This is a genomic window from Vicinamibacterales bacterium (genome assembly GCA_035699745.1).
Taxonomy (GTDB): Bacteria; Acidobacteriota; Vicinamibacteria; order Vicinamibacterales; family 2-12-FULL-66-21; genus JAICSD01.
Genome location: DASSPH010000107.1, coordinates 16,283 through 30,398, shown reverse-complemented (window position 1 = coordinate 30,398; position 14,116 = coordinate 16,283). Strand labels below are relative to the sequence as shown.

Below are 14,116 nucleotides of genomic sequence, written 5' to 3'. Positions count from 1 at the left end.
ATGAAGTCCCAGCCTCAGGGTGACGGTTGTTATGCGTGTTCGTACTCGGCACGCCGCGGCGGGCGCCGCAACAGGTAGCGTGGCCGGCTGCCGTCCGCTGGGACGGGCGGCAGTAAATCACCTGCGCCACGGCTCCGGCGGGATCCCCGCCGTCCCCTTCGCGCAGGCGGGGAAACTATAGCACAGGTGTTTGTAAACGCTTTAGGCTTTTGACTTTACGCATCGCTCCCCGGACCCCCGAACACCCCCGCCAGCGCCAGGAGTTCCGCCATCGTCAGCGTCTCCGGCCGCCGCATCGGATCGATGCCCACGGCTGCCAGCGCCGACGACGGCGTACGGCCCGCCGTGTCCGCGAACGGCCGCAGCGCGTTTCCCAGCGTCTTCCGGCGCTGCATGAACATCGTCCTCACCATCCGCGCGAAGGTGCCGGCGAGGGCCGGCGGCACGACCGACGGCTTGAACGCGAGCCGCACGACCGCGGAATCGACCCTGGGCGGCGGCCGGAACGCACCCGGCGGCAGCGTGAGCAGCCGGGTCACGTCCGCCTGCGCGGCGATGAAGATCGTGAGGACCCCGTAGTCCTTCGTCCCGGGCCTGGCGGCCAGCCGGTCGGCCACCTCGCGCTGGAGCATCACGGTGGCGTCGAGCAGGTTGGCCGATGCCGCAGCCGCGTCGAGCAGCTTGAACAGGATCGGGGACGAGATGTTGTAGGGCAGGTTGCCGGCGACGCGGAAAGGCCCCCCGCCGGCGAAGGACGCGAGGTCGAAGTCGAGAAAGTCCTGCTCGACGATCTCGAGGTTGGGCGGCGCGTTCCGCCGCAGGTCCTGCGCGAGCCGGCGATCGATTTCGACGGCGGTCACCTGCGCGGCGCGGCCGGCGAGACGCGTCGTGAGCACGCCGGGGCCCGGACCGATCTCGAGAAATCGCTGATCGGGTTGCGGCGCGATCGCCGCGGCGACCTTGTCCGCCCACGCGGGGGCGAGAAAATGCTGACCGAAGCGCCGGCGGCTCACGCGTTCTCGATCGATTCGCCGCGCCAGAACTTGTCCTCGATCTCCTCGATCTCCTCCTCGCTCATCCCGAAGTAGTGGCCGAACTCGTGGATGACGGTCTCCGCGACGCAGTCGCGGATGTCGTCTTCGGTCTCGCAGGCCTCTTCGGTCGGTTTCTGGTAGATCGAGATCCGATCGGGAAGATTGTTGCCGAAGCTCCAGCCCCGCTCGGTCAGCGGGGTTCCCTGGTACAGCCCGAACAGCGTGTCGCCTGGCTCGATGCCCATTTCTTCCAGCAGCTCGGGAGAAGGCTCGTCTTCGACGACGACCGCGACGTTCTTCATTTCCCTGCGGAAGCGCCGGGGAATCTCTTCGAGCGCCTCCTCGACCAGTTTGGTGAATCTCTCCCGTGTCATTTTCTGACGCCCGGGCCCGCCGCTTTCGCACCCGCGGCTCCAGGCCTCTTTTTCGCGCTCGGCGCCGGCGCGCGCAGCGTCTTGCGGATCACCTTGCGGTAATAGTCGCACTCGTCGCGGACCGCGCACCGGTCGCAGAGCGGCGTCGGCTTGCAGATGCGCCGGCCGTGGAGGATCAGCGTGTCGGACGTCAGCGTCCATTTCTCCCGCGGCATCGCGGCGCCGAGCTGCTGCTCGACGACCTCGGGATCGTCGCCGCGGGCGATGCCGATGCGGTTCGCGACGCGCAGGACGTGGCGATCCACCGGCAGCCCGGGGACGCCGAGCGCATGGCCCAGCACGACGTTCGCCGTCTTGCGCCCGACGCCGGGGAGGGCGGTCAGCTCCTCCATGGTCTTGGGAATCTCGCCGGCGTGCCGCTCGCAGACCGCCGCCGCCATCCCGGCGAGCGACTTGGACTTGGCGCGGAAGAACCCGGTCGACTGAATCTGCGGTTCGAGCTCCGCGGTCGTCGCCTCGTGCAGCGCCGCCGCGTCCGGATAGCGCCTGAACAGCGCCGGCGTGACCTGGTTGACGCGCTCGTCGGTGCACTGCGCCGAGAGGATCGTGGCGACGAGCAGCTCGTACGCGTTCCGGAAGTGCAGCTCGGTGTCGGCGCCCGGATGCTGGCCTTCCAGCTTCTTCAGGATCGCGCGCGTCTCGGCGGCGCTCTTCGGCGGCTTTGCCGCCGCCACCTTCGGCATCCGCCGATTGTATCGCCTAGCGCCCGCGCGGGGCGGCGGGTTTCCCGGCGGCCGTGAGGATGGCGATGAGCGCGCGATCGCCGTGGAGGCGCGACGTGCCGACGACGACGGTCTCGCCGAGGGAGATCGAGAACGTGCTGTCGATCACGTTCACGCCTGGCGCGCCCTGGCCCTGCGCGGCGTTCCGGCGTGCGGCAATGTTGCGCGGATGATCGGCGCTGAGCGAGCCCGGCCGCTCCGCCGGGCGCGCCTGCAAGAGTGTTCTCATCTCGCGGATCGTGAAGCGCACGTCGAGTCTGCTATCGCTGCCGCCGAGCGGATCCACTTCGTAGCGGTAATCGCGTTCGTCCGGACCGCGGACGAGCCCGGACACGCCGGCGCGCGGGGAGGCGCAGCACAAGGTCCACGCGGCATCGAGCAGTTGATACCGCTTGAAGGGCAGGAACTCCTTCATGTCGTTCAGCGCCTTTCGCGCCGCGTCCGGCACGCCGTCATTCGCGGCCGACGCGGGCGCTCCGGTGAGCGAGCCCACGACCAGGACCACGCTGAATCCGTGGATGCCGAGGGCGGCAGGGCCGCCCGCACGTGCGATGCCGCGCGACTGCTGCGCCGCTGTCGAGGCCGGCATCACCGTGACCGCGGCCAGCGTGCACGCGAAGATGGATCGAGTGCTGAGCGTCATCGTTTCTCCGTGAGGTGGAACGCCGGATCGAGCGTCCAGATGATGCGCGTTCCGCCCGGCGTCGAGAAGTGGAGCTGGGTGCGCCCCGAGCCGGCCGGCGCAGGCACGGCCGCGATCGGATCCGGCAGACTCGCCGCACGCGGCGTGCGCCGGGCCAGATCGATTCCGGCGCCCGCCGTCAACGCCACCGCCGCGGCGAGCGCCAGCGTGCGCCGCCATTCGATCTGCGCGCCGCGCCCATCCCGCGCCGCGTCGATCACCCGCCGGCGCATCGCGGCGATCTCTTCGGCCGGCAGCGGGGGGTCGGACCGCAGTGGATCGGCGTCGCGCAGCCGATCGCGAATATCAGTCATGGTTCCTCCCAATCAGGCGCGCCAGTTCACTGCGGCCGACAGAGAGGTGCCAGCGCACCGTGACGGCGCGGATGCCGAGCAGCGCCGCAATCGCCGGGATGGCCGCCCCCTCGAGCTCGTACATCACGAGAATTGCGCGCCGCCGCGGCGGCAGCGCCTGCAGCGCCTGCTGGATCGCGGTTCGCGCGATCAACGCCGATTCGGCGCTGCGCTCGCACGCGGGGGCCAGCTCAAAGGCGGCGCGGCGCCTGACGTCGCGCCTGCGCCACTCGTCGCGGCAGACGTTCACGAGCACCCGCACCAGCCACGCTTCCTCGTGCGGCATGCCGTCGGGGACCAGGTGCGGCGCGCGCGCGGCGCGGAGGAACGTGTCCTGCACCGCGTCCCGCGCCGCATCCGCCGAGCCGCTCATCCGGCGCGCCAGGCGATAGAGGCGATCGTGGTGGGCGTCGAAGAGGCGGCCGAGACGCTCGGCACCATCGGGCCGCGGCGTCTCCGCGGCCGAGGACATCAGCATCGCCTCGCCGAACATGAGTTTGGATTGCGCTCCGTCCGCCACACCCAGCCAGACGCGCAGTCTAGCGGTTCTGTTGGCGGCGCAGCGGAAAAAGGGCAGGGGAGGCGCCGGCGCTGAGCAGCCCGGCGCAGGATACGGCGACAGCTCGCACCGGCCGCTCCCGGGACGTCATGCTGGCGAGCAGTGCGCCCGCCGCCTCGGCCAGCGCGTCGTCTGCCGCCGCCGGCTCGGGCAGGCGGACCGTCCGCGAGGCGAGACGGCCGTCAGCGAAGCGGATGCGCAGCGCGAGCGTTCCGGCGAACACCCCCCGAGAGCGAAGCTCCCGGCCGGCGCGCTCGCACTCGCGCCGAAGCGCCGCGTCGAGCACGCTGCGATCCGCGGTGGGCGGATCGACAGGCTCCTCGTTCAGTCGCGGCGGCGGCAGCGTGGTCCGGTGAATGCGGCTGCCGTCGATGCCCGCCGCCTGCTGGGCCAGCGTGCGGCCGGCGCGGCCGGCAATCAGCGACACTTGCGCGTCGGTCAGTTTCGCCAGTTGACCGAGCCGGCGGATGCCCGCACCGCGCAGGCGCATGACCAGCGCCGGCGTGATCCCCGGCAGCATGTCGATCTTGAGTGGCGAGAGGAATCGCGCTTCATAGCCGTCGAGCACGTGGATGACGCCGCTCGGCCGCGCCAGACTCGATGCGATCTTCGCCACGAGCTTCGATCGCGCAATCCCGCAGGACGCGTCGAACCCGAGGGCGCCGATGTCTCGATGCAGCCGCTCGGCGGCGTCGACGGCCGCCCGCGGCCGCGCCGACGCCGGCAGCCCGATGAACGCCTCGTCGATCGACAGCCACTCGACCTCCGGCGTCTCGCGGCGCAGCAGTTCGTCGATCTGCAGCGACGCGGAGAAGCACGCGTCGAACGCGCCGTCGAGGAAGATTCCGTCCGGACAGCGGATCGCCGCCTGGGCCAGCGGCATGCCGGCGCGAATCCCGCACCTGCGCGCTTCGCGCGAGGCCGCCGCCACCATCCCGCGGCTGCCCGGATGGCCGCCAATGACGACCGGCCGGCCGGCCAGGTCCGGCTGCCGGCGGCGTTCGACCGCGACGAAGAACGAGTCGAGATCCAGGTGAAGGAACACTGGCGGGCGGAGGACCCTAGTGAATCGGGCCTTTCCCCTCCCAGGTGGCGCCGGTGGATTCGGAGAAGACGCGCATGTGCTCCTGCAGCGCGGCAATCAGGTTGGGGACGACCTGCAGCGGGAGCACGATCTTGGCGCGGACCGGCGCCTTCACCAGGTGATCGGATTCGGCGGCTTCGATGTCTTTCGCCGACAGCGGCTGCACCTCGCAGAACGACAGGGTGAAGTCGAACGGCGTGTGCGAGATGGCGCAGAAGTTCGCGTACGTCCGCGGCGAGTCACCACCGTCGTCGGGAACGATGGTGAAGTTGATCTGTTTGCGTTGTTCGCTCATGCGCCCACAATAGCAACATTAGTAACGGCGCATCACTCCAATCACCACGCCCTGCACCTGCACCTGATCGGGCTGCAGGATGATCGGCTGCATCGCCGGATTGGCGGGCTGCAGGCGGATGTGCCCCTGCTCGCGATAGAGCTTCTTGAGCGTGACGTCGGCGCCATTGACGAGCGCGATCACCATCTCGCCGTTCTCCGCGGTGCGCCGATCCTCGACGATGACGTAGTCGCCGTCGCGAATCTGCTCGTCGATCATCGAGTCCCCCTTGACGCGAAGCACGTAGGTGTCGCGTTTGCCGACGAGGTCTTCGGGGACGGCGATGGTTTCGCTGCCGACGACCGCTTCGATCGGATGCCCGGCGGCGACGTAGCCGAGCAGGGGCAGCTCGACCGCCCGGCCGCCGAGGCGGGACGAGACCAGCTCGACCGATCGGCTGCGGTTCCAGGCCCGCTTGATGAAGCCTTTTTCCTGAAGGTTGGTAAGGTGCTTGTGCACGGTGGCCAGCGAAGAGAGCCCGAACCGGCGCCCGATTTCCTCGAGGCTGGGGGCGTAACCGTGCTGCTGAATGAAATCGTTGAGGTAGTCGAGGATTTCCCGCTGACGCTTGGTCAATGGCAGCATGCGCGCACTATATGCAAAGGAAAAGCGAAAGTCAACGGCTCGGCATTTTTACTTTCGTCACCGGCGGCAGTCTAACCTAGTGACGGCCCATGCTGACGCGGACCTGGGGAGATGCGGGTGAGGAGCCCGGCTGCAGGGTGAGGGTGGCGAACCCGACCGACGCCGACCTGGTCCAGGCGTCGCTGGCCGGCGATCGCGAGGCGTTCGACGTCATCGTGGAGCGCCACCGCCGGCAGGTCTACCAGTTGTGCTATCGCTTCGCCGGCAATCACGAGGACGCGAGCGATCTGGCGCAGGATGTCTTCGTCCGTGCCTACCGCAGCCTGCGGACCTTCAAAGGGCAGTCGTCGCTCGGCACGTGGCTCTATCGCATCGCGGTGAACGTCTCGCTCAACAAGGTGAGCGCGCGTCCGCCTCGCGTCATCCCCGTCGACGCGCTCGTCACCGGCGACGATCCGCGGACGGTGTCACGCGAGGAGAGTCCGAGCGACGCCGTCCTGCGCGGCGAGCGCGCCGTCCAGGTGCGCGCCGCGATCGCCAGGCTCCCGAAGAAACAGCGCGCGACCTTGATCCTGCGCGTCTACCACGACCTGCCGCACGAGCAGATTGCCGGCATCCTGGGCAGTTCGGTCGGCGCGGTGAAGGCGAACTTCTTTCACGCGCTGAACAATTTGAAGAAGCTCCTGTCATGAGGCATCTGTCCCCGTCGGAGTTCGTGGACCTGGCAGACGGCTCGCTGCCTCGCGACCGCGCCGCGCACGCGGAGGGCTGCGAGGCGTGCCGCGCACAGGCAGCGGCCGTGCGCGACGCGCTGCGGCTCGCCGGGTCGGCGCCGGTGCCCGAGCCCTCCCCCTTGTTCTGGGATCACCTGTCGGCGCGCGTTCGCGAGGCGGTCGCCGGGACGCGGCCTTCTCCCGGGTCCGGGTGGGGATTCGGGTTTCAGCCGATTGCAGCGGCGCTCGCCATCGGCGTGCTGGTGTTCTCGATCGTGCTTCTCTCGCGCGCGCCCCGCAACGGCCAGCCGTCGCGGATCGCATCGGCGCCCGCAGCGCCGTCCGGACCGGCGGACGACGCGGTCGATCACGCGCCCGATCCGGTCCACGCCGCGGAGTGGGCCGTCCTCACCGCCGCCGCCGAGGATCTGCACTTCGACGAGGCGCAGGACGCCGGGATCGCGGTGCCGGCGGCAACGGTGGATCGCGCGGTGACGCAGTTGACGCGCGACGAGTTGTCCGAGCTCCAGCGGCTGTTGGAATCCGAGTTGAAACGCGCGGGCAATTGATCATGACTTTGCAAACCGTCGTTGTCGTCGTCACGCTCGTCCTCACCATCGCGCTCGGCGCGACGGGCGCCGCGGCTCAGCAGCCGCCGCCGCAGCAGCCGCCCGCGCCGGCTCCGATGCCCGGCCTGCCGGATCCCGCCCGGATCTCGGCGCCGCAGATTCAACGCTGGTTCGAGGCGTTCATGGTGCTGCAGGCGCAGGAAGCGCTGCAGTTGTCGGAGGCGCAGTACGGCCGGTTCGTGACGCGGCTCAAGGCGCTGCAGGAAACCCGGCGCCGCCAGCAGCAGGCGAAGAACCGGACGCTCGGCGACATCCGTCGCCTGCTCGATCCAAAGACGGGCAGCCAGGACGAGGCCCGCCTCGCCGAGCTCGTGAAAGCGCTGAAGGACGCCGACGACCGTTCCGCCGCCGAGCTGAAGCGCGCGTACGACGCGGTCGACGAGACGCTCGATGTGCGCCAGCAGGCGCGGTTCCGGGTGTTCGAGGAACGGATGGAGCAGCAGAAGCTCGAACTGCTGACGCGCGCGCGCCAGAACGCGCGCGCCGCCAGAGCCGCCCGGGAAGGTAAGGAGTTACACTAGATCTGCCAGCGCCCCGAGGGTGCCCATGCAGGTCTTTCAGTTGCGTCTCCTCCCGGTCGTCTGCACGCTCGCGCTCGCCGCCGGCGCGGCCGAGGCGCCGCCGCTGCAGCCGCTCTCCAGGCAGGACGCGACGCGCTTTGCCGCCAAGCTGGCGCAGATCGAGAAGAACTCCCTGGTGCCGCCCAGGTCCGGCGCGGCGCGCTCCATCCAGGTCAGCGACGTCGAGGTCAACGCCTATCTCCGCTACCTCGCGGGCCCGCAGATTCCCGTCGGCATCGCCGAACCGGACATTCGCGGCGTGGGCAACGGCCGCGTCACCGGCCGCGCCATGGTCGACCTCGACGCGGTCCGCACGCAGAAGGCGCGCGGCTGGATGGATCCGCTGGCATATCTGACGGGCCGGCTGCCGATCACCGCGGCGGGGACGTTGACGACGAACCGCGGCGTCGGGCGCTTTCAGCTCGAGTCCGCCGAGATCTCCGGCGTAACCGTGCCCAAGTCGCTGCTGCAGGAGCTCCTCAGCTATTACTCGCGAACGCCCGACGATCCCGACGGGATCAACATGGACGAACCGTTCGCGCTGCCTTCCGGGATCAAGGAGATCCGGATCGGTCAGGGGACTGCGGTCATCGTTCAATGACGGATGCCGCGGATCCGCTGCAGGGTCCCCTTCAATTTCTGAAAGGTGTCGGTCCGCGCCGCGCCGCGGATCTCAAGCGTGTCGGCCTGTCCACCGTCGAGGATCTGCTGTACCGGTTCCCGACGCGCTACGAGGACCGCGGCCACTTCCAGACGATCGCGTCGCTCCGTCCGGGTGTCGCGGCATCCGTGTCCGGCGAGGTGCTCAGTTCCGGCATCCGTCCCACGCGGCGCCCTCGCTTCAGGATCTTCGAGATGCTGGTGCGCGATGCCACCGGCAGCCTTCGCGCGATCTGGTTCAATCAGCCCTTCCTCAAGGACGTCTTCCATCCCCATCAGCGCGTGATCCTCTTCGGCAAGCTCGAGCTGACGCCGCACGGCCTGCAGATGCAGAGTCCGCAGTACGAGGTCCTCGGCGGCGCCGGCGAGGAGGAGGACGCCGCCGGCGAGGCGACGACCGTCCATACCGGGCGGATCGTGCCCATCTATGAGAAGACCGGTCAGCTCACCGCGAAGATGCAGCGGGCGCTGGTGCATCAGGCGCTGCAGTCCCTGCCCCCGGCGCTGCCCGATCCGCTGCCCGCGGTCGTGCGCCGCCGTCAGCAGCTCATCGATCGCCGCGACGCCCTCGAGCAGGTGCACTTTCCGCCGGCCGACGCCTCGGTGCAGGAGCTCAATGCCTTCCGCTCGCCCGCGCACCGCCGGTTGATCTTCGAGGAGTTCTTCCTGTTCCAGCTCGGGATCGTGCTGCGCCGCCGCCGCGCCGACAGCGAGCGCAAGGCGCGCCCGGTGATCGTGACCGACAAGGTGCGCGACGCCGTGCGCCAGGTGCTGCCGTTCAGGCTGACCGGCGATCAGAAGACCGCCATCCGCGAGATCGTCGCCGACATGCAGCGGCCGCAGCCGATGAATCGCCTGCTCCAGGGAGACGTCGGGTCGGGCAAGACCATCGTCGCGCTGATGGCCTCGCTCGTCGCGATGGAGAACGCGCTCCAGGTCGCCTTCATGGCGCCCACCGAGATTCTCGCCGAGCAGCATTTCTTCAACATTCGCCGTCTGCTCGAATCGTCGCGGTTCCGCCTCGCGCTGCTGACCGGCGCCACTCCCGCCCGGCGGCGCCGCGAGATGCTCGCCGAGCTGGCCGGCGGATCGATGCACATGGCGATCGGCACGCACGCCCTGGTCCAGGAAGACGTCGCCTTCCGCGAGCTGGGTCTCGCGATCATCGACGAGCAGCACCGCTTCGGCGTCCTGCAGCGCGCGACGCTGCGCGCGAAAGGGCTGCACCCCGACGTGCTCGTCATGACGGCGACGCCGATCCCGCGAACCCTGGCGCTCACCACCTACGGCGACCTCGACGTCTCGGTCATGCGCGAGATGCCGCCGGGGCGGCAGCCGATCCTCACCACGGCGCGTCCGGAATCGCGGCGCGACGACGTGTACGCGTTCGTGCGGCAGCAGATCGAGCAGGGGCGCCAAGCCTACATCATCTATCCGCTGGTGGAAGAGTCCGCCAAGGTGGATCTGAAGGCGGCGACCGAGATGGCGGATCACCTGCAGCAGGACGTGTTCCCCGACTTCCGCCTGGCGCTGCTGCACGGCCGGCTGAAGCAGGACGGGAAGGACCGCGTCATGGGCGCGTTCGTGCGCGGCGAGTTCGACATCCTGGTGTCGACGACGGTCGTCGAAGTCGGCGTCGACGTGCCCAACGCCACGGTGATGGTGATCGAGCACGCCGAACGGTTCGGGCTCTCGCAGCTGCACCAGCTGCGCGGCCGCGTCGGCCGCGGCGCGCACAAGTCGTACTGCATCCTGCTGCACCAGTTCGGCCTCACCGACCAGGGGCGCGAGCGCCTCAAGGCGCTGACGGAGACCACCGACGGCTTCGAGATCGCCGAGCGCGATCTCCAGCTGCGCGGGCCGGGTGATTTCTTCGGCACCCGCCAGTCCGGCCTGCCGACGCTGCGCGTCGGCGATCTGCTGCGCGACCACGCGCTCATGGAGGAAGCCCGCCGCGAAGCGGTCGCCGCGCTGGACGACGTCGAGCAGGCGGACGCGCTGACGGCCCTGGTGAACACCAGTTGGGAGCAGCGATTCGGCCTGGTGGGGATCGGCTGACTCCGTTCAGCGGCGGCGCCGCCCGTCTCAGCGGGCAGACGAGACCGGGTCAGGCGCGTGGCAGAATTGGCCGGTGCGAGTTGTCGCCGGCCGGTATCGCGGACGCCTGCTCAAGTCCCCCGCCTGGGACGGGCTGCGGCCGACGTCGGACCGGCTGCGCGAGACGCTCTTCAATATTCTCGGGCCGTCACTGCCGGGGGCGCGCGTGCTGGACGGCTACGCCGGCACCGGCGCGATCGGGATCGAAGCGCTCAGCCGCGGCGCCGCGAGCGTCACGTTCGTCGAGCGCGACCCGCGGGCGGTGAAGTTGATCGCGGCGAATCTCGAGGCGTTGGGCATCGGCGCGGCGGGGAAACCTGTTATCATCCGCGCAGGCTTGGCGGACGCGGTGACGCGACTCGACGGCCAGGTATTCGATTTGATCATCCTCGATCCGCCGTACGCGCATGGCGCCGCCCGGGAGGCGCTCGACGGCGCCGCCGCGCTCGCCGCCGCGCACACGCGGGTCGTGGTCGAGCACGCGGCGCGCCACGCGCCACCCGACGCGCACGCCGGGCTGCGCCGGACGAGAACCGTGACCGCCGGCGACAGCGCGTTGTCCTTCTATGAACGCTGAGCAGCTCGCCATCTATCCCGGCTCGTTCGATCCGCTCACCAACGGCCACGTGGACATCATCCAGCGCGGCTCGCGGATCTTCGATCGGATCGTCGTCGGCATCCTGCTGAACGTGGAGAAGGCGCCGCTCTTCACCGTGGCCGAGCGGGTCGAGATCGCGCGCGAGGTGTTCGCCGGGTATCCCAATGTCGAAGTGGACACGTTCGACGGGCTGCTGGTGGAGTACGCTCGGCGCAAGCGGGCCGGCGTGATCGTGCGCGGCCTGCGCGCCATCTCGGACTTCGAATACGAGATGCAGATGGCGCTGATGAACCGCCATCTCAACCCCGACGTCGAGACCGTGTTCATGATGCCGGCGGAAAAGTACAGCTACGTGAGCTCGCGGCTGGTCAAGGAAGTCGTCGCCCTGGGCGGCTCCGTCACCGGCCTGGTGCCGACGCTGGTCGAAGATCGGCTGCGCCGGAAGAAGCGCGGCCGCGAAACCCTGAGGGCCTGACGAATGCAACTCTCCGCACGCAGCGGCCGGATCGCCGTGTCGCCGACGATGAAGGTGGCGGCGGACGCCATCAAACTGAAGGCGCAGGGCGTCGACGTGATCGACTTCGGCGCCGGCGAGCCGGACTTTCCGACGCCCGCCCACATCGCGGCGGCGGCGCACCGCGCCATCGACGCCAACTTCACCAAGTACACCGCCAACGCCGGCACCGAGGATCTGAAGCGCGCGATCGTCGAGCGCTACCGCGCCGACAACGGCGTGGACTACACCTCGGCCGAGGTGATCTGCTCGGCCGGCGGCAAGCAGGCGCTCTTCAACAGCGTGCTGGCGCTGTTCGGCCCCGGCGACGAAGTGATCACCCACATGCCCGGCTGGCCGACGCTGGTGGAGCAGATCAAGCTGGCGGAGGCCACGCCGGTGATCGTGCGGTCGCAGCCCGAGACCGGGTTCCGGCTCACCGCCGACATGTTCCTGGCGGCGATCACGCCGCGGACGCGCGGCATCATCATCAACTCGCCGGCCAACCCCACCGGCGCGCTGATCGACGAAGCGTCGCTGACCGCCATCGCGCGCGAAGCGAACACCCGCGGCATCTGGATCCTGCTCGATCTCTGCTACGACAAGCTGATCTACGAACCGGTGCCGCACAATCTGATCGGCGTGCTGGCGGCCCACAACCGCGATCGATCGGTGCTGTGCGGTTCGGCGTCCAAGGTGTACGCGATGACCGGCTGGCGCTGCGGCTGGGCGGTCGGGCCGCAGCCGCTGGTCAACGCCTGCAACGCGATTCAGAGTCATTCGACCTCCAACGTCTGCTCGATCACGCAGAAGGCGGTGGAAGCCGCGCTGCGCGGACCGCAGGACTGCATCACCCAGATGCTCGACGAGTACCGCCGCCGGCGCGATCAGTTGTGCCAGTGGCTCTCGGTGGAGCCGCGCATCCGGCTGGTCAAGCCGTCCGGCGCCTTCTACCTGTTCCCGGACGTGTCGGAATTTCTCTCGCCCGACGGCCTCCGCACCTCCGCCGAACTGGCGACCGCGCTGCTGAACGAGGCGCGCGTCGCGCTGACGCCCGGCGAGGCATTCGACGCGCCGGGATTCCTGCGCATTTCCTACGCGACGTCGATGAAGGAGCTCGAGCGGGGAACCGAGCGCATCCTGGAGTTCCTCGCCGCGCGCGCAGGCGCTCGTGCCACTTCCGTCTGACATCCTCGAGGCGCTGCGCGCCATCGTCGGCGCCGAGCACGTGCGAACCGATGCGGCGGCGCTGGAAGCCTACGGCGCCGACGGAATGAAGCGCGGCCACCCGGCCGACGTCGTCGTCCTTCCTGACGGCGCCGACCACGTGTCCGCGATCCTCGCGCTCTGTTCCGCGCACCGGCTGCCGATCGTCCCGCGCGGCGGCGGCACCGGATACACCGGCGGCGCCGTTCCGCTGCACGGCGGTGTCGTCCTCTCGCTCGAGCGGATGAACCGCATCCTCGAGATCGACGAAGAGAACCTGATCGCCGTCGTCGAGCCGAACGCCGTGACCGGCACGATCCAGGACGCCGTGGAGCGCGTCGGCCTGTTCTATCCGCCGGACCCGGCGTCGCTGCGCATCTCGGCGATCGGCGGCAACGTCGCCGAATGCGCCGGCGGGCCGCGCGCGTTCAAGTACGGCACGACCAAGCACTACGTGCTCGGCCTGCAGGCGGTGCTGCCCGGCGGCGCGATCATCGAGACGGGCGGCAAGGTGGTGAAGAACGTGGTGGGCTACGACCTCACGCACCTGCTGGTCGGATCGGAGGGCACGCTCGCGGTGATCACCCGGATCGTCCTGCGGCTGGTGCCGAAGCCGCCGGTGCAGTCCACGCTGCGGGCGACGTTCGCCACGATCGGCGAGGCGACGCAGGCGGTGAACCACGTCATCAGGGCGCGGGTGGTTCCCGCGGCGGTGGAGCTGATCGACGGCGATTCGCTCGAAGCGGTGGCGGCCTACCTGGGCGTCCGCGCGCTGGCGCCCGCGGGCACCGGCGCGCTGCTGCTGCTCGAAGTCGACGGACTGGCGGAGTCCGTCGTCGAGGAAGCGGCGCGGTGCGAGCAGGCCTGCCGCGCCGCGGGGGCCACCGAAGTGCTCCGTGCCCGCGACGAAGCGGAGCGGCAGGAGATCTGGCGCGTCCGCCGCGAGCTGTCGCCGGCGCTGAAGACGATCACGCCGATCAAGTTCAATCACGACGTGGTGGTTCCCAAGGGGCGCATCCCGCAGCTGTTCGAACTGGTCGAGCGGCTGAAGCGCGATTACCGCCTCCGCATCCCGTGCTTCGGCCACGCCGGGGACGGCAACATTCACGTCAACATCATGGTCACGCCGGGCGATGCGGACGAGATGCGCCGCGCGCACGAGGCGGAGCGGGCGCTCTTCCAGGGCGTGGTGGCGCTGGAGGGCTCGATCAGCGGCGAGCACGGCATCGGCTTCGCCAAGGCCAAGTACCTGAGCCTGGAGCTGGACGCCGCGACGATCGAGGCGATGAAGGCCGTGAAGCGCGCCTTCGATCCGCACGGTATCCTGAATCCCGGAAAGATCTTCCCCCAGTAAGCCCGACCGTCAGGTCGGG

General features: G+C 69.6%; 17 protein-coding genes. 8 read left to right on the top strand and 9 right to left on the bottom strand.

Features of this window, described 5'->3' with window-relative positions:
* Positions 1-215: 215 nt before the first annotated feature.
* Genes rsmA through lexA form a run of 9 tightly spaced genes read right to left on the bottom strand, consistent with a single transcriptional unit; the run spans position 216 to position 5,787 of the window.
* A complete protein-coding gene (gene rsmA / locus VFK57_24490; GenBank protein ID HET7698900.1) occupies positions 216-1,013 on the bottom strand; it encodes a 16S rRNA (adenine(1518)-N(6)/adenine(1519)-N(6))-dimethyltransferase RsmA in 798 nt (265 codons plus the stop codon).
* Positions 1,010-1,408, bottom strand: a complete 399-nt coding sequence (locus tag VFK57_24485) for a metallopeptidase family protein (protein HET7698899.1) — start codon at positions 1,406-1,408, stop codon at positions 1,010-1,012. The genes rsmA and VFK57_24485 overlap by 4 nt, the downstream gene beginning before the upstream one ends.
* Positions 1,405-2,151 carry an endonuclease III gene (gene nth, locus VFK57_24480; GenBank protein ID HET7698898.1) on the bottom strand — a complete coding sequence of 249 codons (747 nt, stop codon included), beginning with the start codon at positions 2,149-2,151 and terminating at the stop codon, positions 1,405-1,407. Before nth ends, VFK57_24485 begins: the two co-directional genes overlap by 4 nt.
* A gap of 16 nt (positions 2,152-2,167) precedes the next feature.
* Complete coding sequence (locus tag VFK57_24475) at positions 2,168-2,833, bottom strand: hypothetical protein (GenBank protein ID HET7698897.1); 666 nt, start codon at positions 2,831-2,833, stop codon at positions 2,168-2,170.
* Positions 2,830-3,186, bottom strand: coding sequence for a hypothetical protein (locus VFK57_24470; GenBank protein ID HET7698896.1), 357 nt, complete (start codon positions 3,184-3,186; stop codon positions 2,830-2,832). Before VFK57_24470 ends, VFK57_24475 begins: the two co-directional genes overlap by 4 nt.
* Positions 3,179-3,718, bottom strand: a complete 540-nt coding sequence (locus tag VFK57_24465) for an RNA polymerase sigma factor (GenBank protein HET7698895.1) — start codon at positions 3,716-3,718, stop codon at positions 3,179-3,181. The genes VFK57_24470 and VFK57_24465 overlap by 8 nt, the downstream gene beginning before the upstream one ends.
* A 46-nt stretch (positions 3,719-3,764) precedes the next feature.
* Entirely contained in the window at positions 3,765-4,829 is a 1,065-nt protein-coding gene (locus tag VFK57_24460) for a DNA polymerase IV (protein HET7698894.1), read from the bottom strand.
* A gap of 16 nt (positions 4,830-4,845) precedes the next feature.
* Entirely contained in the window at positions 4,846-5,163 is a 318-nt protein-coding gene (locus VFK57_24455) for a DUF3467 domain-containing protein (GenBank protein HET7698893.1), read from the bottom strand.
* Between the two features lie 18 nt (positions 5,164-5,181).
* Positions 5,182-5,787: a transcriptional repressor LexA gene (gene lexA / locus VFK57_24450; protein ID HET7698892.1), complete on the bottom strand. Its 606-nt coding sequence runs from the start codon at positions 5,785-5,787 to the stop codon at positions 5,182-5,184.
* Positions 5,788-5,876: 89 nt separating this feature from the next.
* On the opposite strand from lexA, the gene VFK57_24445 reads away from it, so the two are divergent.
* The 8 genes from VFK57_24445 to VFK57_24410 all read left to right on the top strand — a co-directional run bounded on the left by VFK57_24445 (position 5,877) and on the right by VFK57_24410 (position 14,097).
* On the top strand, positions 5,877-6,479 hold the full coding sequence (locus tag VFK57_24445; protein ID HET7698891.1) for a sigma-70 family RNA polymerase sigma factor: 603 nt from the start codon (positions 5,877-5,879) through the stop codon (positions 6,477-6,479).
* Positions 6,476-7,069 carry a hypothetical protein gene (locus VFK57_24440; protein HET7698890.1) on the top strand — a complete coding sequence of 198 codons (594 nt, stop codon included), beginning with the start codon at positions 6,476-6,478 and terminating at the stop codon, positions 7,067-7,069. The genes VFK57_24445 and VFK57_24440 overlap by 4 nt, the downstream gene beginning before the upstream one ends.
* A gap of 2 nt (positions 7,070-7,071) precedes the next feature.
* Positions 7,072-7,650: a hypothetical protein gene (locus VFK57_24435; GenBank protein ID HET7698889.1), complete on the top strand. Its 579-nt coding sequence runs from the start codon at positions 7,072-7,074 to the stop codon at positions 7,648-7,650.
* Entirely contained in the window at positions 7,651-10,407 is a 2,757-nt protein-coding gene (recG, locus tag VFK57_24430) for an ATP-dependent DNA helicase RecG (protein HET7698888.1), read from the top strand. It begins immediately after the preceding gene.
* Between the two features lie 73 nt (positions 10,408-10,480).
* Positions 10,481-11,023 (top strand): 16S rRNA (guanine(966)-N(2))-methyltransferase RsmD, encoded by a 543-nt coding sequence (rsmD, locus tag VFK57_24425; GenBank protein HET7698887.1) that lies wholly within the window; start codon positions 10,481-10,483, stop codon positions 11,021-11,023.
* On the top strand, positions 11,013-11,519 hold the full coding sequence (coaD, locus tag VFK57_24420) for a pantetheine-phosphate adenylyltransferase (protein ID HET7698886.1): 507 nt from the start codon (positions 11,013-11,015) through the stop codon (positions 11,517-11,519). The genes rsmD and coaD overlap by 11 nt, the downstream gene beginning before the upstream one ends.
* Positions 11,520-11,522: 3 nt before the next feature.
* Positions 11,523-12,725, top strand: coding sequence for a pyridoxal phosphate-dependent aminotransferase (locus VFK57_24415; GenBank protein HET7698885.1), 1,203 nt, complete (start codon positions 11,523-11,525; stop codon positions 12,723-12,725).
* Positions 12,709-14,097 (top strand): FAD-linked oxidase C-terminal domain-containing protein, encoded by a 1,389-nt coding sequence (locus VFK57_24410; protein HET7698884.1) that lies wholly within the window; start codon positions 12,709-12,711, stop codon positions 14,095-14,097. The genes VFK57_24415 and VFK57_24410 overlap by 17 nt, the downstream gene beginning before the upstream one ends.
* The last annotated feature ends 19 nt before the right edge of the window (positions 14,098-14,116 follow it).